This is a genomic window from Yersinia sp. KBS0713 (genome assembly GCF_005937895.2).
GTDB lineage: Bacteria > Pseudomonadota > Gammaproteobacteria > Enterobacterales > Enterobacteriaceae > Yersinia > Yersinia bercovieri.
The window spans coordinates 2,917,841-2,936,529 of the sequence record NZ_CP042173.1 but is presented as its reverse complement, the minus strand read 5'-3'; the positions used below and the strand labels follow the sequence as shown (position 1 = coordinate 2,936,529).

Below are 18,689 nucleotides of genomic sequence, written 5' to 3'. Positions count from 1 at the left end.
TATTCTCCTGGTCTAAAAACGGCAAAAAATTAATTATTTAGGTTCTACGCCGAACCATTTTTTATAAATTGCAGCGTAAGTGCCGTCTTCTTTCAGAGATTTCAGAGCTACGTTGACTTTATCACGCAGGTCACTACCTTGCGGGAATGCTACGCCGTACTGCTGAGCTTTAATGGAGTCGCCCACCGCTTTAAACTGACCATTGCCGGCCGTTTTGATGAAGTACAGGATGTTGGGGGTGTCATGCAATACGGCATCAGCACGGCCAGTTCCTAACTCCAGATAGGCGTTATCGATATTCGGGAATTGACGTAAGTCTTTGGTTTTGATGTTGGCTTTAGCATAATCAACAGAACCGGTGCCACTTTTTACTGCTACCACTTTGCCTTGCAGATCCGCTTCGCCTTTGATGTCGTTGTTGTCCGCTTTGACCATGACCAGCAGACCGCTGTTGTAGTAGCCGTCAGAGAAATCGACCGCTTTTTTACGTTCGTCGGTGATGGTGATACCCGCCAGTGCCAGATCTACGTTCTTAGTTTGCAGTGCAGGAATGATGCCACTGAAATCCATTGGTTTCAGGGTGTATTTCACATCCAGTTTTTTCGCGATGGCATCCCATAAGTCGATATCAAAACCGACGTATTTATCCCCTTGTTTGAACTCAAATGGAACGAAAGCGGTATCTGTAGCAACAATCAACTCTTTTTCTGCGGCGTGGGAGCTAACGGCAAAGGCCAGTGCGAGTGCGGCCAATGAAACTTTAACAAGTGACTTCATAAGTGGGTGTTCCTTTGTGCTTTTGTGGATATACCTTTTGTACCGACACCGCAGTTAACCTGCGATGCAATAACTTGGGGCAAAGAGATCCATTTTTATATTTCAGGGAGCAATATGAAAAGATCGTGCCAGAAATGCAACTTATTTAAAAATAAAGAGTTTGCTGCGGGTAGTTAGCCTGAAACTACTTAGCAAGCTTTTATTGCACCATGCTGACTCACCAAAATGGTGCGTGATTATCATTGTGGTGCAACAAGCTATATATTTACTTATTATTAACTCGCCAATCAATAAGAAACAATCGATAAATAACACTTATGCAACAATCTTGTTAACTGTATCGAGTTTTTGCCTGAAAAGGGTGCAGCTTGGGAGTGAGTCGTGCGGGGGCTATCTAAGTTGGCTATCTTTGCTACCACGGCGGTTGTAGCCGGCATGGTTTGCCTGATGCTTATCTAATTGGTTTTGGCAGGCCAGACAATACTTCACACCAGCCAGTGCTGTACGTCGTGCCTCGGGAATGGCTGCTCCACACGCCAGGCAGTAGATTTCACTCTCGCCTTTGCCAAGAGCCTGTCGGGCGCGCTGAACCGCATCTTCAAGGGTGGAGTCAATTTGATCTTGTACTGCGCCGTCTCCGGCCCATCCACTTGCCATATGACCTCCGCTAATAGGGCCGATTAACCGGCCCTGTCTGTCATCTTTCAAATACCGTTCATCTTACAAATAGCCGGTATGTTGGAGAGCAATGGGGGTGATTACTCAATATTTGCCTCAAGGAACCACAGGAATTTATCCAGATCACGAGATGCAGCAGTAAACATGTCGGCGCTCGCCTCATCATCGACCTCAGCGATGGCTTTGCGGATAAAGTTTGCGACCACCCCATAGCGATCGGCCAACTCTTTCAGGTGCTCTTGCACACTATGAATATGGGTCGGATAGCTCTTCAGTGGGGTTTTATCGGTAACTAGCTGTGCAGTCCCGAGTGCTACGCCACCTAATTGAACCGCGCGCTCGGCAAAAGTATCCAGATGATCATTAATGGCCGTGCGGAAGCCATCCAACATTTCGTGGACTGCGATAAAGTTCGCACCGCGCATATTCCAGTGAGCCTGCTTGGTGATCAGCGACAGGTCGATAAACTGAATAACCAGCTGGTTTAATAGCTTAATCGTCAGCGTTTTATCATGTTCATCAACGTCATTACGGGTATAGATTAGTTCAGAAGATTTTGCTTTTACCAGTTTTGCTGTACTCATAATAGGTATCCCTTTATTGAGTTGATTGCCAATTTCTTCACCGCAATAAGTATAACAAAGATATTTAATTTTGCAGGTCAGATAGCGCCTATCAATTAAATAGCCAACTGCCGAAAGTGTTTGAAAATGTAATTTGGTGTTTCATTGATAAAATAGTGTCACTTTTATTTTCATGTCTAATTGATAATAACTATCGCTGTGATTTATATCTGTTTTATTATTTAAATGTTTTTCAATATCTTGGCTAAGTATTTTATGCTGACGCTAAGGTGAGATATTATTTATGAAAATAAATAGTTCTCACCATTGACTATTTTATTGTTGTTTTATCAGTGCGATATACCGGCTAATTAAATTAACCGGCATTTATTGTGGGATTATGGGCGGGCGCGGGCGATGATAAATAAGCGCGGAAATGCCAGTAAACGCCGGCCATCAATGAGTGGCGGATATCTGCCTCAAGAAAAGCGCAATCAGGGAGGCGCTGTTGCGCGCTCGCCAACATTGCTTTCGAGTTATCAATGCCGACAAGCTGGGCGTGGGGAGAGCGCTGGTGCAGCAATTCAGTGGAGTTGCCGCGCCAGATAAAAGGGCATGTTACAGATTCTGCAATGGCCCGCTAAACAACACCGCCCCGGTTGGCTGACCGGTCGGGGAACCCCCGTGAGGCTCAAGGCTAATCGCCAGCAGTGAGTTATCGGTTAGCTGGTTTTCAGCCAATATCAGTTGTGTCGGCCCGCTGCTATTGAGCAACCCCAGTGAGTGCGGCTTTTCACCGGCAGGAATACTCCACAGCTCAAGGCTATTATTGCGGCTTACCGCGACTGGATTCAGTGGCGTTAAGGTCAAATTGCGGGTCGATTTCTCCAAACTGACCACCCATTGGCTATTTTGCTGGCTATTTGATAGCACGGCTACCGGTATCGCGGTAGGGGGTTCCACCAATAGACGCGGCACGATGAGGAGTGCCGCCAGGCCTGCGGCGACCGCCCAACCGGCATACGACCAGCGATGACGTTTGATGTGGCGCACATTTTCCTGTGGTAGCTCCAACGCTAAGCGTTTCCAAACGCGCTCAGGTGGCTCTAAAGGGGCGAGCTGATTGTCCAGTTGAGTAAACAGGCTCTGCCAACTGGCAACATCTGCCGCCAGCCGTGGGTCACGACGGAAGCGGCGTTCAAAACGCATCCGTGCCAAGCCACGCAAGGTGCCTAGTGCATACTCTGCGGCCAGTGCTGAGTCATATTCGCGTCTGTTTTTCATAAGCCTACACAGCCCTTTAGGTGGTCCAGTGCACGACGTATCCAGCTTTTTATCGTACCAAGGGGGTGCTGTAAATGAACCGCGATCTCCCCATGAGAAAGCCCTTGATAATAAGCCAGCATAATACTTTGACGTTGATCTGCGGGCAGATGTGCTAAGCAGTCTGCCAGCTGTTTAGTCTCGCCATCTTGCTGTAATTGTGCCAGTGGTGTCAGCGCGCTATCGGTCAGTGTATCAGTTGCATCGTCGTCGAGTGTTTGCAGACGATTATCACTGCCGCGCATCAGATCTATTGCCCGGTTGCGTACGATATGGGTCAACCAAGTTAGTGGGGCGCTGAGTTGAGCGTTGTAATTATCAGCCCGGTTCCAGACGGTGAGAAAACTGTCATGTAAAACTTCTTCTGCACGGGCGTGGTTGCGTAGCATACGTACGGCGACCGCGAATAATCGGGGGGAGGTCAAACGGTAAAGTTTTTCAAAGGCGGACTGATCGCCTTTAGCAATGGCATCTATCAGTCCGACTTGTTGTTCCACAGAACATTCATTCATGCGCCAATCCCTAAAAATCCGTCAGGTGTAGTGAGACACTGCACCCAGTATAGACGGGTTTTATTTAGGCATCAGAACAGTATCAATCACATCGATAACGCCATTTTTCTGTTGTACATCATAGGTGCTGATATTGGCGATGTTACCTTTGCCATCTTTAAGCTGAATGTTATGCGGCCCATTATTCATAATCCATAGTGATTGGCCGTTGACTGTTTTCAGCTCGGCACTCCCGCCACCGGCTTTAATTTTACTCTCTAACTGTTTCATATCGTACTTACCCGACACCACGTGATAGGTCAGGATTTGGGTGAGCATGGCCTTATTTTCTGGTTTGACCAAACTTTCAACCGTACCTGCGGGCAATTTTGCAAACGCGGCATCGGTGGGCGCGAACACGGTAAATGGCCCTGGGCCTTGTAGGGTATCAACCAATCCCGCCGCTTTAACCGCAGCCACTAAGGTGGTGTGATCTTTTGAGTTCACCGCATTCTCAATAATATTTTTGCTGGGGAACATTGAAGCGCCACCCACCATGACAGTTTCGGACATCATAGCGGCCATAGAAACAGTGCTGAACAGTAAGGAAGCACAGATAGCGGTACGAATAAGCGTTTTCATAATGTATTCCTTTTAGGATGGTTGAGGTGAAGTCTTGCCTCACATCTACCTATACGAATCAGCTTGTGGTTTTGGATGCAAATAAAATGAAAAATAAGCTATAAAAAACGCCAACCCGCGAAATGACTGGGTTGGCGTGCAATAAATAAAAATAATATTGGGGGGTAACAAGGGCAATTAGTGCGGGTTTGCTTCCAATACCCGATGCATCACATAGGCATCGACATAACCGAGTTGGCGGTGGTTAAAGGCTTTTGGCAGGGTGGCAATAATCTTAAAACCTAGTTTTTGCCATAACGCGACGGCCAGAGTATTGGTGCTGACGACAAAGTTAAACTGCATTGCCCGGTAGCCCAGCGCAGTCGCCTGCTCAATGCAATGAAGGCCGAGTGCTTTGCCGACCCCCAAGCCACGCGCTTGCCCGTCAACCATAAATGAAGCATTCGCCACATGGGCACCTAAATCGCGCTGGTTATTGATGAGTTTATACATCCCCACAATACGCTGCTGATGTACTGCGACAAAACAGCGGACACCCGCACCAAACCAGTAGTCGTAGGCATCTTGTTCCGGTGTCTCGGGGCTGAATACATAGGTATCCCCGCCACTCACCACGGCCTGAAATAGTGGCCAAATTTCAGCAAAATCTGCGGTTGTTGCAGCTCTAATCTCCACCTTATGCCCCTTCTCAGGTAATGTTATCAAGCTGTGGCTTGGGTCTGATAGTCAGTGTTGCGCCTATAGAGGCACAGATGATTGATGCCAGTGCCATCCATTGAATCAATGTCAGATGCTCGTTTAAGAACACTAATCCTGAAATTGCCGCCAATGCAGGTTCCAGACTCATTAATGTGCCGAATGTGCGAGTAGGGAGATTGGTTAGCGCAACCATTTCAAGTGAGTAGGGCAGTGCGGTGGACAAAATGGCGACGGCCAAGGCAATTGGCAAAATGGCGGGGTCGAACAGCGCCATGCCGTTATACGCCACACCAATGGGGCAGAAAACCAGTGCTGCGATTAGCGAGCCAATAGCAACAGTCCCCGGTCCATGATCGCCGCCCGCTTTCTGCCCGGAAATAATATAGAGCGCCCAGCAGGCACCCGCACCCAGTGCACATGCGGCGCCGAATAGGTCGATGGTGCCGACGTTATGCCCTAGTGGTAGCAGGAACCAGAGGCCCAGAACGGCTAATCCTACCCAGATAAAATCTACCGGCCGGCGAGAGGAGAGCATCGCCAGGGCCAAAGGGCCGGTGAATTCTAACGCGACAGCAATGCCCAGTGGCACTGTTTTCAGTGACAGGTAAAACAGAAAGTTCATTCCACCGAGTGTCACGCCATAGACCAGCAGGGGCAAACGGCTACCGGCTTCAAACCGCATCCGCCAGGGCTTAAAAATAACAAATAGAATCAGTGTGCCGATGCCGAGTCGCAGCGAGGTTATCCCCTGAGCGCCAACCAGCGGGAACAAACTTTTCGCTAGCGATGCGCCACTCTGGATTGAGATCATGGCGATCACCAGCAAGAAAATAGGGAGCAGCGGGAGTGAATGTTTAGATGGAGGAGACAAAGACATCCTTTTGAGCCTCAAAGAAAAGTATTAGGTATCAGTCATTGGCAGTGTAAATGAAATGTCAGCAGAGTGTTTGAAAATCACCAACACCTCGCCAAAAGCGATAAAAAAATAATTATTTCTGCGCTTGTTGTTTTTTAACGCTATTTTTGCTGCTTATTTGAGCTTGAAAATTAAGAGTCGTCTGAAATGGCTTTTGGTGATGGCTGTCACATAAAGGTGTAGAATAGGGCAAAATCGTAAGCGTATTAGTAAGATGGAAGATACTTGAAATTGTTTGTTACACCAAATAAATGATTAGACAATCATTAGTAAGCAGAGTTTCCTACTATTTGTTGTTATAATTTCATGGTGTTCTTGTTTCATCTAAAAATTTGCGTCTTTCGAGGTGGTTATGATTAAAATTACATGTCTTTCAGCGGTAGCAGCTTGTGTATTAGCAGTATCTGCAGGTTCAGCTTTTGCAGGTCAAAGCACCGTTTCTGGTGGTTATGCCCAGAGCGATTACCAAGGTGTTGCTAACAAATCTTCAGGTTTCAACCTGAAATACCGTTATGAGTGGAGCGATTCCCAACTGGGCTACATCACTTCTTTCACTCACACTGAAAAAAGCAGCTTCGGTGACAGCGCCTCTGTTTACAACAAAGCGCAATATAACGCGATCACCGCTGGTCCAGCTTACCGTATCAATGATTGGGCTAGCATCTATGGCCTGGTTGGTGTGGGTTATGGCCGTTTCAGCCAGAATTTCCCAACTTCTGCTAACGACAAAAACAGCACCAGCGATTACGGCTTCACCTATGGTGCAGGTATGCAGTTCAACCCAATCCAAAACGTTGCTTTGGACGTCTCTTACGAGCAGAGCCGTATCCGCAATGTTGATGTTGGTACTTGGGTTGCTGGCGTAGGTTATACTTTCTAAGCAACTGCTTAGGAGTATCAGCATCCAGCTTTAATGTTGAAATGCTGTGTTTGATAAAAATCCGCTCTCGGGCGGATTTTTTGCGTCTATTGGCATGGGGCAGTGATGCGTTTTGTCCTTGCACCCGCACTCATTTCAGTATGAGGTTCAGCGCAAAGATTATCTCACGGCGTTTGCCGCAGCGGCAATCAGGTCAATGATCTGCTGTGGATGAGAGATATGTGAGGCGTGACTGGCAGGCAATTCAATCACAATTTGTGCCTGAATTCGTTCGGCAAATCCGCGCTGTGTTTCTACCGGCAACATCCGGTCTTCGGTCGAAACCTGATACCAGCAAGGCTTCACCCGCCAGGCTGGCTGGGCAGATTTATCAGTAAAAGCACGTGCTGCTAAGGGTTTTTGCACCAAAGCCATCACCAATGCTTCGTTTTCATCAATATCCTGACACATGTTTTCATGGAACCTATCAGTGTCGATCCACAAAAAACCATTATCATCGGGGCGAATGTAAGCAGCGCCAATGGGGGGTTTACGTAAGGCAAAGAGGCTGGATAAGCTTTCACCGGCATCGGGAGCGAAAGCAGCGAGATAGACCATCCCAACCACATTTTGCAGATGCCCGACCTGAGTAATCACCATGCCGCCATAAGAGTGGCCAACTAATAGTGTTGGGCCATATAATGCGGTAGTTAGCTTAATAGTACACTCTACATCATCTGCCAATGAAGTTAGCGGATTTTGAATGGCAATCACCCGGTGACCCATGGCATGCAGTGCTGGAATAATATGCCGCCATTGTGAACCATCAGCCCAGGCACCATGTACTAATAGAATATTAAGCTTAGTCGCCATATTTCCCCCGAAGCGGGTATTACCGAAACCTTGGATAATATCTACATGCAGAAATAGCATTCTTGACGAATAACAACTTCTACTCATTTACTGGTGCTAATTATTTTTCTAATCCGATAGGTATGTTATTAGAATTAATGAACTCTGTTATTAGACTTTAAGTATAAAGAACTACTGGCTGGTGGCTCTAGGATAAAGATGAAAATGAAACCTTTATTAAGGCTATCAGCATGAGAGTTGACGGCATAAAATCGCTGATAACAAAAAGCATAAAAGTTAAAATAAATAAAAACAAGGGATTAACAAGATCTCATGTTGAAAATGGCAGACTAATTTACTGGTAAAAATAGAATAATATGACAAACTACTATTAGCTCTGATTTACCTTCACTGCTCTTATCGTGATTCACATATCAAGCTGCATTAAAATAAAAGTAATAGATTATAATAAACAGTAGGTTGTAATCATGACGACACTCAATGAGCAGGCTCCACTTATGCTACATGACACTAAACTTGAACAGCAGATTTTACGGCGATCGATTTTTTGTACTTTGATTATTGCCACCATGGGGATTGTTTTCGGTATTGTTTGTGGTTCGATGTCGATTATTTTTGATGGCATGTTCTCCGCCTTAGATGCCGGCATGTGCAGTTTATCCTTATTGGTTTCACGACTGCTAGGCCAACCGAATAGCCGGCGTTTTCAATATGGTTTCTGGCATGTAGAGCCGCTGGTATTGGCTTTTAATGGCAGCTTATTGGCTTTCCTCTGTCTGTATGCATTTGTTAATGCTATTAAAGGTATTATTGATGGTGGTCGAGAGTTAGAACTCGGCTGGGCGATTGTTTATGCTCTGGTTGTTAGCATTTTCTGTTTCACCATCTTCTTAAAACAGCATCGTTTGAATAAGCGCGTTAAGTCTGAGCTAATAGCGCTGGATACCAAGAGCTGGCTGATGTCAGCTTGCATTAGTTCTGCTTTATTGGTGGCCTTTTTACTCTCCTGGAGCATGGAAGGCACCCGTTATGAGCACTTAATTGTTTATACCGACCCCAGCGTATTAGCACTGTTAACCTTGATACTGATACCTGTTCCGATAAAAACGGTGATTGCGGCAGTGCGCGAAGTATTACAAATGACACCAGATACGTTAGATTCGTCCATGGAAAACTTAATGGATGAGCTGATGGCGAAATATAAATTTATTGACTATTCACATTACGCCACTCGTATTGGTCGAGGCTTATTTGTTGAAATTCATGTTGTTATACCGCCTGAAATGGAAAATAGTGGTGTACCTTATTTTGACAAAATACGTGATGAAATCTCCCATGCAATTGGTGAGTCCGGCCCCCATCGCTGGTTAACTATCTCCTTTACCCGCGATGCTAAGTGGTTATAGCGCAAAGGAGATAACCGGGCAGCTGATTTTAAATTAACTAACGAGGATCATGATGGTTATGGAAAAGATGATTGTTAAGCGCCAGGTAAAACTTAACTCTATTGACGCACCATCAAGATTTAACGCTGTATCCAAGGTCGCAATTAGTGATAGCACCATTGCTGCTCGTAAAGCCAAAATTATCAGCAATATGGTGCGGGCTGATCTCGATTACCTATTCGTTTATGCTGACAAAGAGCATGGTGGCAACTTTGAGTATCTTGCCGGGTTTATCCCCCGCTTTGAAGAAGCAGCGATGGTGCTGCATGTCTCAGGGGAGACTTATTTATTACTGGGCAACGAGAATTTAAAGTTATCGCAATATGCCAGAGTGGAGAATATCGGAATTCATGTTCCCTATTTCTCTTTGCCAAATCAGCCAATGGAAAACAGCAAAACATTGGTTGAGTTATTGGCTGATACCGGTATTAAGCAAGCTAAAAAGGTCGGGGTGGCGGGATGGAAACTCTTTACCAGCAAACGGGACGATAATAGCCAGCTGTTTGATCTTCCCTATTTTATTGTGGATGCGATTAAGCAATCCGTTTCACCAACCACGGCGGTGATTAATGCTACCGCGCTTTTTATTGGCAGTGATACAGCGGCCAGAGTCACCAATAATGCTAATGAATTGGCTCATTATGAATATGGGGCGAATCTGGCATCTAATTGTATTCTTAAGGCACTGGCTGCGGTAGAGATTGGTAAAACAGAAAAACAGCTGGGCAGTTATCTTGCTGACGAAGGGCAACCGAATACCGTGGTGATGATTGCAGCGACGGGTGCTCGTTTTGAACAAGCTAATTTGTATCCCGGAGATAAAGCGGTGCAACTTGGCGATAAGATTTCATTGACCACTGGGTTTAAAGGCGGCCTGAGTAGCCGAACTGGTTATGCTGTCCATCACGCAGATGAACTGCCTTTAGCGGAAAGGGATTATCTCGATAGAGTCGCAATCCCTTATTACACCACTGTAGTGGCCTGGTTAGAAAATATTCGTATTGGCATGTTGGGCAAAGAGATCTATTCGCTCGTTGAGGCAGTACTCCCTAAATCGCAATATCACTGGTCATTAAATCCCGGTCATTTAGTGGCTGATGAAGAGTGGTTGTGTTCACCTATTTATAGTGATTCGGAAGAGATAATCAGCAGTGGTATGCTATTCCAAATTGATATTATTCCTGCGGTAAAAGGTTATGCCGGCGTGAGTGCTGAGGAGTGTATTGCGCTGGCGGATCAACAACTGCGTCATGACCTTGCGACCCATTACCCAGAGGTTTGGCAAAGAATAGTGCATCGGCGTCACTATATTTGTCATGTGCTGAATATTCGTCTCAGCGAAGAGGTGTTACCGATGTCGAATGCGGTGGGCTATTTGCGACCTTTTTTGCTGGATAAGCAGCGCGCATTGCAATGTATTGATGGGGCATAGCACTGATAGCTTAGGTCTCCATTGAGGTGACTTTAGGGGCGTTTTCGCCTCTTTTTACTGTAGATAGTTCGCAACAACCTCGGCTAAAACCGTGGTTCATCTTCGGATTTATCCCCCCTGCTGAGATTTCGTGCAAAACTGCAGGCGATACTCTTGCCATCTTGTGGCATAATGCGCGCCGAATCACATTTTCTATAATTCTTGAATATCCCTATTCAGTAATCCAATCGAGAGCGAGCTCTGTGCTAAGTACTAACAATATCACCATGCAATTCGGCAGCAAGCCGCTGTTTGAGAACATTTCAGTAAAATTCGGTGGCGGTAATCGCTATGGCCTGATTGGCGCTAATGGGTGTGGTAAATCCACATTCATGAAAATCCTTGGTGGTGATCTGGCACCAAGCGGCGGCAACGTATTCCTTGACCCAAATGAGCGCTTGGGTAAATTGCGTCAGGACCAATTCGCCTTTGAAAACAACACAGTGCTGGACACCGTTATTATGGGTCACGGCGAATTGTGGGAAGTAAAAGAAGAGCGCGACCGCATTTACGCCATGCCTGAAATGAGTGAAGCAGACGGCTATAAAGTGGCTGATCTGGAAGTTGCCTATGGTGAAATGGATGGTTACAGCGCAGAAGCCCGTGCCGGTGAATTGCTGCTCGGTGTCGGTATTCCGGTTGAGCAACATTATGGTTTGATGAGCGAAATCGCTCCCGGCTTCAAATTGCGTGTCTTGTTGGCGCAGGCCCTGTTCTCAGACCCAGAAATCTTGTTACTCGACGAACCTACCAACAACCTGGATATCGATACTATCCGCTGGTTGGAACAAGTGCTGAACGAACGTAGCAGCACCATGATCATTATTTCCCATGACCGTCACTTCCTGAACATGGTGTGCACCCACATGGCGGATCTGGATTACGGCGAATTGCGTGTTTATCCGGGTAACTATGATGAATACATGACGGCTGCGACTCAAGCTCGCGATCGTCTGCTCTCTGATAACGCCAAGAAAAAAGCCCAGATCTCTGAGCTGCAATCCTTTGTAAGTCGCTTTAGTGCCAACGCCTCTAAATCCAAGCAGGCCACTTCGCGCGCCCGCCAGATTGATAAAATTCAGCTTGATGAAGTAAAAGCTTCTAGCCGTCAGAACCCGTTTATCCGCTTTGATCAGGATAAAAAGTTGTTCCGCAATGCGCTGGAAGTTGAATTGCTGACGAAAGGTTTTGATAACGGCCCACTGTTTAAAAAACTGGATCTGCGTCTGGAAGTGGGTGAGAAAGTGGCTATCCTCGGGCCAAATGGTATCGGTAAATCTACTTTGCTGAAAACCTTGGTAGGGGATTATGAGCCAGATTCTGGCAGCGTAAAATGGTCTGAAAACAGTAAGATAGGTTACTACGCGCAGGATCACGCCAGCGATTTTGAGATCGATCTGACGGTATTTGACTGGATGAGTCAGTGGAAACAGGAAAAAGATGACGAGCAGGCTGTGCGCAGTGTGCTGGGCCGTTTACTGTTTAGCCAGGATGATATCAAGAAGAAAGTACAGGTCTTGTCTGGTGGTGAGAAAGGGCGGATGTTATTTGGTAAGTTGATGATGCAGCGGCCTAACATTCTGGTAATGGATGAGCCAACCAACCATTTGGATATGGAATCCATTGAAGCGCTTAACATGGCACTGGAAATGTACGAAGGCACGTTAATCTTCGTTTCCCATGACCGTGAGTTCGTCAGTTCATTGGCGAGCCGAGTGATTGAAATGACACCAAGCAAATTGATCGACTTTACCGGCAATTACGAAGATTATCTGCGTAGCCAGGGTATCCAGTCCTGATTATCTGATCGGGTGCTAATAAGAGAGCTGATGCATTGCATCAGCTTTTTTTTGCACTGAACTCCGCTAAATCTTGCTGCAAACCTCGCAATTGAGATCTTTTGCTAGTTTTAAACTGCGAAATTCTGCGGTCATGGCGTCGTACATCAATATACGGCCGGATATCACCTGACCATAATTGGCCAGTAATTTTATCGCTTCCATTGCTTGCAAGTTACCAATAATACCCACTAATGGGGCCATCACCCCAGCTTCAACGCAGGTGAGCGCATTATTGCCGAACAATCGACTAAGGCAGCGATAACAGGGCTGATTCTCCTGATAGGTGAAGACAGTGATTTGCCCCTCCATCCGAATGGCAGCGCCTGAAACCAGGGGTTTACGTTGTGCATGGCACAGACGATTCAATTGTTCGCGGCTGGCGACATTATCCGTGCAATCCAACACTAATTGGTGTTCAGCAATGGTGGTAGCGAGTTGCTCATCATCTAACTGGGCATCAACTGTTTTCAGTGTCAGATGGGGGTTCATCTCTGATAGTGTCAGCGCCGCAGAGGCCACTTTAGACATCCCGATACGGCTATCGCGATGCAGAATCTGCCGTTGCAAGTTGGACAGAGAAACCCTATCAAAATCCAGCAGGCTAAGATGGCCCACCCCGGCCACTGCCAAATATTGTGCCGCCGCACACCCCAGGCCACCTAATCCAACGATCAGCACCTTAGCTGCGTTAAGCTTTTCCTGACCGTCAAAATCAAAATCGCGCAGGACGATTTGCCGGTTGTAACGCAGAGTTTGTGCATCGGAAAGTTCAGGCAACATCTCAGCTCCCTAGCAGCGCATTAAATAACTCTATCTCAACGATTTCGCCAATTTCAACTGAACCACGCTCCCGCTCAAGTACGATAAAACAATTCCCCTGACTAAATGAGCTAAATATATGGGACCCCTGATGGCCAGTGGTACGCACTTCCAGCTCGCCGTTGGCGTTGGTAGAGAAAATCCCGCGCTGGAAATCCAAACGACCTGGAGATTTTTTCAATTTAGTCACTGCTTTTGCCTTCAGGCGCACTGGCGGATGCCACTCAGAGTGGCCGGAGAGCTTGGCAATTAGCGGTTGCACTAACTGATAGAAGGTTAGGGCCGCTGAGACCGGGTTACCCGGTAAGCCACAGAACCAAGCATTCTCTAATTTGCCAAAAGCAAAAGGTTTGCCGGGCTTGATTGCCAATTTCCAGAAACCGATATCACCTAACTCCTCCAGCATCTGTTTGGTGTAATCCGCTTCACCGACTGAGACGCCGCCACTGCTAATAACCAGATCTGCAGTACCATCGGCTTGCTCAAATGCCTTACGCAATGCCTGCTGATCATCAGGGATGACGCCGAGGTCAATGATTTGGCATCCTAACTGTTGCAACATTAAGCGCACCGCAAAGCGATTAGTATCGTAAATCTGCCCTTCGCCCAACGGCTGCCCGATCGGCTGTAACTCATCGCCAGTAGAGAAAATGGCGACCTTCAAGGTGCGGAAAACCGTGACTTCGGCAATCCCCAATGATGCCAGCAAGGGGAGTTGCGCTGCGCCTAATTTTACGCCCGCGGGGAACACTGGCGCACCTTGTTCGATATCTTCCCCCGCTAAACGGATATTTTGCCCGATATGCACACTGCCATTAAATGTGACACCTTGTTCGCTCACCATGGCCTGCTCTTGCATGATGACGGCATCAGCCCCCGCAGGAATAGGGGCACCGGTCATAATGCGGACACAGGTATTGGCAGGCCACGAATCTTTAAAGGGCGCCCCCGCAAAAGCCTTGCCAGCCACCGGTAATGGCAGTCCGCTGCTAAGCTCATTACAGCGCACAGCATAACCGTCCATAGCCGAATTGGCGAAAGGGGGAACAGCAATGGGGGAAGTTATTGCACGGGCTGTGATACGCCCCGCAGCATCGGTTAACGGGACAATTTCTGTTGCTTGCAATGGCGTGACCTGTGACAGCATTTTTGTCAGTGCTTGTTCCAGAGAGAGTAAATCCGAGGTATTACAGTGATCCATGCTGAACTCCGTGGTCTGTGTGCACCCTGCTAAGGGTATGGCGGATGCAGAGCTACCAAATAAGAGAGCCATTATGGCAGAGAATGTATAGTGGGTGAATGGATGGAGGCCACAGACTGAGACTGTCTTGATCGGCGCGGCTCTTTTTCATTGGCATTTATCGTCGTCTGACAAAACAGGGGGATAATATGGACTATCAAAAAATTCTTAAATTCTGGTTTAGTGAAATGGACTCGGCGTTATGGTTTAAAAAGGATGAGGATTTTGATGCCCATCTACGCCAACATTTTGGTTCTGTCTGGCAGGCTGCATCAAAGGGGGAACTGGCCCATTGGCGGCAAAATATCGAAGGGCGTTTGGCTGAAATACTGGTATTAGATCAGTTCAGCCGAAATATGTTTCGTGATCTTCCCGCATCTTTCTCCTGTGATGGCATGGCGTTAGTGCTGGCACAAGAGGCTGTTAGCAGTGGTCAGGTCGGTCTGTTATCTGATAGACAACGTGGTTTTTTGTATATGCCCTTTATGCATTCAGAATCAGCATTAATTCACCAGCAAGCGTTGACGTTATATACCGAATTAGGCAATAAGCTCCAACTAGATTATGAATTGCGCCATAAAGCAATTATTGATCGTTTTGGCCGTTACCCGCACCGCAATCATATTCTCGGGCGAGTATCCAGTGCTGAGGAGCAAGCTTTTCTATTACAGCCGGGGTCGGCGTTTTAATCTGAAAAGGCCAGCTTAAAAAGGTCAACATAACGGGCATTCCACCTCTTAATTGACAGGTGGAATGCGGTTAATAATAATTTCTGCTGTATTCGATAGCCACAATGCATATAGCCTTAGTGAGCATTGACTAAATAATGCTGAATGGTTGCCAGTAATTTTCCAGTCCCGCAACATGTATCATTATATCCTTCGGTATGTCGTCGATTAATCACCCGATCATGGGGGCACCCCCCGTGGCAAATAGAAAACCACTTACAATGACGCATTTTTTCTGTCGCCTCGATCTCCTCATTGATGGCTTGTTGGTTGTGTGATGAATAAGCTAATAAATCGGCCAAATCAGTATCTAATAGTGAGCCATAGATGCTGTCTTTATCACCGACATATTTGTCACAGGGAGAGATATCACCATTAGGTTCTAAGGTGATTATCTCTTGTGAGCAATTTCCAGACCAATAACATGCCGCCGGTTTGTTTTTTGGGTTTTTCAGTACTTTCATAAAATCGTCAAAAACCGCAATGTTTATCCTCCCTTGGTAGCCATTTACCCAAATATTAAACAAGTTTGATAGGAACTGGATAAAATCACTATAGCTGATAAAGCTATTATCTATGCGATCACCTTTAGCTAATCTATTATCGGGGACGATATTCAAGAATTCAATATTGGTTAGCTCTATTGAGATAAAGTAGTCTAACATCTCCTTCATATTAGTTTGATAAACTTCTCGGTCAACAACAATGAGCGCACCATATAAGATGTTGTGTTGGCGAAGTTTTTTTATCCCTTTTGCAATTCGATCGGATGTCCCCCTCCCTCGATAGTCAATGCGCCGTTTATCATTCACAGTGGGTACGCCATCAAGACTAATTCCGACATTCATACCAATGCCTTTGATAAATATTAACCACTCATCTGAGACGTTGACTAAGTTTGATTGCATGGTATTAGTTATATATTGCTCAGGTCGCTTAAATTGCTGTTGCAGCCAAATAAGCTTTTTGAAAAAAGCGGGTTTCAATAGTGTAATTTCCCCTCCATGCCAAACAAACTCAAATCTATTAATATTAGGAATGGCAAGTATTTGTCGAACTGTCCGCACGAGTGTTTGAAATGAAACTGTTTGATTTGGACCTTCAGCCCATGAATGACAATAGGTGCAACGAAGGTTACATAGTCGAGTTGCTTTCAATACAATGACGAGTTTTTTTGCTTTAATGGTTTTTGCTGAAATATTTTTATTTATTTCTTCATTGAAGATATCCAATTCAATAGTGTCGAGTAATTGTTCTGCTGGTACTTTACCAATAAGGTAAGCTGATAGTTCCTTGTATTCACATTTTTCGAGTCTTTCCAATTCCTGTGGATTTACATCGGCTATTTGAACGCAATCAATATTTTTTATCGGTATTGCACTCCCCATAATATACTCCTATTTTGTCATGTGAGTTTACCATCTTTTATGTTTATTATTCTGTTTCCGTATGTTGAAGCATCATCTGAGTGCGTAACCATAATGACAGTGGTTCCTTTTTGATTTATATATTTTAATTGCTGAAGAACCAGATGGGCATTTTTACTATCCAAATTTCCGGTAGGTTCATCAGCCAGTAATAATCCAGGTTCTGAAACCATTGCTCTGGCAATGGCCACTCGCTGTTGTTGACCTCCGGATAGTTGCATAGGTTTATGATTTCGCCGATTATCAATATTAAAAAGATTTAACGCTTGATTTACTCGTTCAACCCGCTCCTTTTTTGCCACACCACGATACTTAAGTGGTAATGCAACATTGTCAAAAATGGACAGATGAGGAATTAAGTTAAATGATTGAAATATATAGCCTACTAGCACTCTTCTTAACGCTATTTTTTGCGACTGGCTCATGCCGATAATATTCTCTCCAGCCAGGGAGAAGAACCCACTATCAAGGCTATCAAACATACCAATGATATTAAGTAGTGTTGATTTACCCGATCCGGATGGCCCCATGATCGAAACAAAATCACCTTTTTCTACCCTAAAGTTGAGATCTCTAAGAACTTTGGTTTTAATCGTTTTGGTGGTGTAACATTTTTCAGCATTTTGCATGTTTAGCATGTTATTTGAACTCAATGATATCATATTCATTATTATTGGCCGCAGGAGGCGTTACAATTATTTGTCCTGCCCTCACTCCAGATGTGATTTCTACTTTCATCGCATTGCGATGTTTTACGGCCACTTTAGATTTAATCGCGTGATCATGTTCTGGTTGATAAATATAGACAAAACTATCTCCTTGCTTATCTGAGAAAATACTCTCAATGGGCGCTAGTAACACATTATTACTCTCTTCTTGTAATGGGATTTGTATTTCAATAGATTGTCCTCTCTTAAGTTGTATGCTGCTTTCTTTAAGTGGGATCAGTTTTGCTTTGAACTTTCCATTTTCAACAATAGTAGATACCGACTCAATAAGTAGTGGCGTATCTTGACCATTTATAGGAGAGGTAATATGGCTTTGTGGCTTTATTTTGTCGAGATAATACTCACTGAAGTAAACATTGAAATAATATGATGCTAAGTTGTCTATCACTGCAATTTTTTCGCCAGGTTTTATTTGCTGACCTAATTCAATATCCAAGACGGATAAAGTTCCATCAATAGATGCAGTAATAACTAATTGCTCCATACCTTTTTCAATTACCCCCAACATTTTCTCAAGTAATAAAATAGAATTATCTATATTTATAAGTTGTAAAGGGAGTGAATCGTTATTTTTATTGTTGTGTTCCATTAATATATTGCTTTTTATTTTCCAATTTCTTAACATGTCTGTTTGGTATTCTAGTTCTGACTTTGCAATCATGGATTTTCTATCAAGTACTTGATGTCTCATTAATCCTTTAGAAATGATGGCTATTTGATGTTGAGCCTCTTGTAAACTGATTTTCGTGTCTCGGTTATCTTGTTCCATCTGCATTTTCATATTACGTAGATTATTTATTTGTTCGGTAATGCTCGCTATTCTGGATGTCGTTTCTAGCATAAACTCATAGTTAGATAAACGGGCGATGACATCACCTTTAGCAACAGTATCAAAAGCTTGCTTGACGATTTCAGTCACTTTTCCGCCTCGTTCACTTGATACAATTATGCTCTCTTTTGGTACTGTGATGGCTCGAGTAATCAATAAATCTTGATATACTTCTGGTTGAATAGTATGGAAAATCGCATCATCTCGAGAAATAAGTAAAGTGCGTTGTGTTGTAGATAAATAATAAAAGCAAGCAATAAATAGAAGTAAGATACAAAAGATGATTAATTTAACAGTTTTGTTCACAATGCTCTTCTTCTCAATGTTTATATCCATAATC

At 45.0% G+C, this 18,689-nt stretch carries 19 protein-coding genes and 1 pseudogene; 5 read left to right on the top strand and 15 right to left on the bottom strand.

The genetic code is table 11. The features are described 5' to 3' along the window. Positions 1–33 precede the first annotated feature (33 nt). The 9 genes and pseudogenes from glnH to rhtA all read right to left on the bottom strand — a co-directional run bounded on the left by glnH (position 34) and on the right by rhtA (position 6,050). On the bottom strand, positions 34–777 hold the full coding sequence (gene glnH / locus FFE93_RS14040; RefSeq protein ID WP_005273914.1) for a glutamine ABC transporter substrate-binding protein GlnH: 744 nt from the start codon (positions 775–777) through the stop codon (positions 34–36). Between the two features lie 390 nt (positions 778–1,167). Then, on the bottom strand, positions 1,168–1,434 hold the full coding sequence (locus FFE93_RS14035; RefSeq protein ID WP_005273910.1) for a DksA/TraR family C4-type zinc finger protein: 267 nt from the start codon (positions 1,432–1,434) through the stop codon (positions 1,168–1,170). Between the two features lie 101 nt (positions 1,435–1,535). After that, a complete protein-coding gene (gene dps / locus FFE93_RS14030) occupies positions 1,536–2,039 on the bottom strand; it encodes a DNA starvation/stationary phase protection protein Dps (RefSeq protein ID WP_005273908.1) in 504 nt (167 codons plus the stop codon). Between the two features lie 415 nt (positions 2,040–2,454). Further along, positions 2,455–2,616 (bottom strand): annotated as a pseudogene (locus FFE93_RS14025) (methyltransferase domain-containing protein); the annotation flags it as partial. Positions 2,617–2,636: 20 nt separating this feature from the next. Next, positions 2,637–3,302: an anti-sigma factor domain-containing protein gene (locus FFE93_RS14020; protein WP_032897719.1), complete on the bottom strand. Its 666-nt coding sequence runs from the start codon at positions 3,300–3,302 to the stop codon at positions 2,637–2,639. Further along, a complete protein-coding gene (locus FFE93_RS14015) occupies positions 3,299–3,853 on the bottom strand; it encodes an RNA polymerase sigma factor (protein WP_138775364.1) in 555 nt (184 codons plus the stop codon). Before FFE93_RS14015 ends, FFE93_RS14020 begins: the two co-directional genes overlap by 4 nt. A 60-nt stretch (positions 3,854–3,913) precedes the next feature. Then, positions 3,914–4,474 (bottom strand): fasciclin domain-containing protein, encoded by a 561-nt coding sequence (locus FFE93_RS14010; RefSeq protein WP_005273898.1) that lies wholly within the window; start codon positions 4,472–4,474, stop codon positions 3,914–3,916. 177 nt (positions 4,475–4,651) lie between these two features. Next, positions 4,652–5,149 (bottom strand): GNAT family N-acetyltransferase, encoded by a 498-nt coding sequence (locus tag FFE93_RS14005; protein ID WP_005273895.1) that lies wholly within the window; start codon positions 5,147–5,149, stop codon positions 4,652–4,654. 13 nt (positions 5,150–5,162) lie between these two features. After that, positions 5,163–6,050: a threonine/homoserine exporter RhtA gene (gene rhtA, locus FFE93_RS14000; RefSeq protein WP_054872887.1), complete on the bottom strand. Its 888-nt coding sequence runs from the start codon at positions 6,048–6,050 to the stop codon at positions 5,163–5,165. Positions 6,051–6,441: 391 nt separating this feature from the next. Here rhtA and ompX point away from each other — a divergent pair, with 391 nt between their 5' ends. Further along, positions 6,442–6,969, top strand: a complete 528-nt coding sequence (gene ompX / locus FFE93_RS13995; RefSeq protein WP_005273890.1) for an outer membrane protein OmpX — start codon at positions 6,442–6,444, stop codon at positions 6,967–6,969. 159 nt (positions 6,970–7,128) lie between these two features. Here the strand turns inward: ompX and FFE93_RS13990 are convergent, their stop codons facing one another. Next, complete coding sequence (locus FFE93_RS13990; RefSeq protein WP_032897742.1) at positions 7,129–7,821, bottom strand: alpha/beta fold hydrolase; 693 nt, start codon at positions 7,819–7,821, stop codon at positions 7,129–7,131. A 467-nt stretch (positions 7,822–8,288) separates the two neighbouring features. Here FFE93_RS13990 and FFE93_RS13985 point away from each other — a divergent pair, with 467 nt between their 5' ends. From FFE93_RS13985 to FFE93_RS13975, 3 genes are all read left to right on the top strand, one after another. Continuing rightward, a complete protein-coding gene (locus tag FFE93_RS13985) occupies positions 8,289–9,227 on the top strand; it encodes a cation diffusion facilitator family transporter (RefSeq protein WP_032897711.1) in 939 nt (312 codons plus the stop codon). 58 nt (positions 9,228–9,285) lie between these two features. Next, the gene (locus FFE93_RS13980) at positions 9,286–10,698 is read left to right on the top strand and encodes a M24 family metallopeptidase (RefSeq protein ID WP_186367657.1); all 1,413 of its coding nucleotides are present in this window, start codon (positions 9,286–9,288) and stop codon (positions 10,696–10,698) included. Positions 10,699–10,940: 242 nt separating this feature from the next. Continuing rightward, positions 10,941–12,536, top strand: coding sequence for an ABC-F family ATPase (locus FFE93_RS13975; RefSeq protein WP_071984904.1), 1,596 nt, complete (start codon positions 10,941–10,943; stop codon positions 12,534–12,536). A gap of 66 nt (positions 12,537–12,602) precedes the next feature. Here the strand turns inward: FFE93_RS13975 and moeB are convergent, their stop codons facing one another. Further along, positions 12,603–13,358 carry a molybdopterin-synthase adenylyltransferase MoeB gene (moeB, locus tag FFE93_RS13970; RefSeq protein WP_005273878.1) on the bottom strand — a complete coding sequence of 252 codons (756 nt, stop codon included), beginning with the start codon at positions 13,356–13,358 and terminating at the stop codon, positions 12,603–12,605. A gap of 1 nt (position 13,359) precedes the next feature. Continuing rightward, positions 13,360–14,598 (bottom strand): molybdopterin molybdotransferase MoeA, encoded by a 1,239-nt coding sequence (gene moeA / locus FFE93_RS13965; RefSeq protein ID WP_005273876.1) that lies wholly within the window; start codon positions 14,596–14,598, stop codon positions 13,360–13,362. Between the two features lie 188 nt (positions 14,599–14,786). Here moeA and FFE93_RS13960 point away from each other — a divergent pair, with 188 nt between their 5' ends. After that, positions 14,787–15,326 (top strand): DUF924 family protein, encoded by a 540-nt coding sequence (locus tag FFE93_RS13960; protein ID WP_049599272.1) that lies wholly within the window; start codon positions 14,787–14,789, stop codon positions 15,324–15,326. Positions 15,327–15,442: 116 nt separating this feature from the next. On the opposite strand, the gene darE is transcribed toward FFE93_RS13960, so the two are convergent. The 3 genes from darE to darC are packed head-to-tail and all read right to left on the bottom strand — an operon-like array spanning position 15,443 to position 18,685. Further along, positions 15,443–16,753, bottom strand: a complete 1,311-nt coding sequence (gene darE, locus FFE93_RS13955) for a darobactin maturation radical SAM/SPASM protein DarE (protein ID WP_005273871.1) — start codon at positions 16,751–16,753, stop codon at positions 15,443–15,445. A 17-nt stretch (positions 16,754–16,770) separates the two neighbouring features. Next, positions 16,771–17,430 carry a darobactin export ABC transporter ATP-binding protein gene (gene darD / locus FFE93_RS13950; RefSeq protein ID WP_005273869.1) on the bottom strand — a complete coding sequence of 220 codons (660 nt, stop codon included), beginning with the start codon at positions 17,428–17,430 and terminating at the stop codon, positions 16,771–16,773. Position 17,431: 1 nt separating this feature from the next. Beyond that, positions 17,432–18,685 (bottom strand): darobactin export ABC transporter periplasmic adaptor subunit, encoded by a 1,254-nt coding sequence (gene darC / locus FFE93_RS13945; RefSeq protein WP_049599267.1) that lies wholly within the window; start codon positions 18,683–18,685, stop codon positions 17,432–17,434. Positions 18,686–18,689: the final 4 nt, after the last annotated feature.

Excerpts from the sequence above, each read along its gene's own strand:
- glnH (WP_005273914.1), bottom strand. The coding sequence starts at position 777 with ATGAAGTCACTTGTTAAAGTTTCATTGGCCGCACTCGCACTGGCCTTT.
- FFE93_RS14035 (WP_005273910.1), bottom strand. The coding sequence starts at position 1,434 with ATGGCAAGTGGATGGGCCGGAGACGGCGCAGTACAAGATCAAATTGAC.
- dps (WP_005273908.1), bottom strand. The coding sequence starts at position 2,039 with ATGAGTACAGCAAAACTGGTAAAAGCAAAATCTTCTGAACTAATCTAT.
- FFE93_RS14020 (WP_032897719.1), bottom strand. The coding sequence starts at position 3,302 with ATGAAAAACAGACGCGAATATGACTCAGCACTGGCCGCAGAGTATGCA.
- FFE93_RS14015 (WP_138775364.1), bottom strand. The coding sequence starts at position 3,853 with ATGAATGAATGTTCTGTGGAACAACAAGTCGGACTGATAGATGCCATT.
- FFE93_RS14010 (WP_005273898.1), bottom strand. The coding sequence starts at position 4,474 with ATGAAAACGCTTATTCGTACCGCTATCTGTGCTTCCTTACTGTTCAGC.
- rhtA (WP_054872887.1), bottom strand. The coding sequence starts at position 6,050 with ATGTCTTTGTCTCCTCCATCTAAACATTCACTCCCGCTGCTCCCTATT.
- ompX (WP_005273890.1), top strand. The coding sequence starts at position 6,442 with ATGATTAAAATTACATGTCTTTCAGCGGTAGCAGCTTGTGTATTAGCA.
- FFE93_RS13990 (WP_032897742.1), bottom strand. The coding sequence starts at position 7,821 with ATGGCGACTAAGCTTAATATTCTATTAGTACATGGTGCCTGGGCTGAT.
- FFE93_RS13985 (WP_032897711.1), top strand. The coding sequence starts at position 8,289 with ATGACGACACTCAATGAGCAGGCTCCACTTATGCTACATGACACTAAA.
- FFE93_RS13980 (WP_186367657.1), top strand. The coding sequence starts at position 9,286 with ATGGAAAAGATGATTGTTAAGCGCCAGGTAAAACTTAACTCTATTGAC.
- moeB (WP_005273878.1), bottom strand. The coding sequence starts at position 13,358 with ATGTTGCCTGAACTTTCCGATGCACAAACTCTGCGTTACAACCGGCAA.
- moeA (WP_005273876.1), bottom strand. The coding sequence starts at position 14,598 with ATGGATCACTGTAATACCTCGGATTTACTCTCTCTGGAACAAGCACTG.
- FFE93_RS13960 (WP_049599272.1), top strand. The coding sequence starts at position 14,787 with ATGGACTATCAAAAAATTCTTAAATTCTGGTTTAGTGAAATGGACTCG.
- darE (WP_005273871.1), bottom strand. The coding sequence starts at position 16,753 with ATGGGGAGTGCAATACCGATAAAAAATATTGATTGCGTTCAAATAGCC.
- darD (WP_005273869.1), bottom strand. The coding sequence starts at position 17,430 with ATGCTAAACATGCAAAATGCTGAAAAATGTTACACCACCAAAACGATT.
- darC (WP_049599267.1), bottom strand. The coding sequence starts at position 18,685 with ATGGATATAAACATTGAGAAGAAGAGCATTGTGAACAAAACTGTTAAA.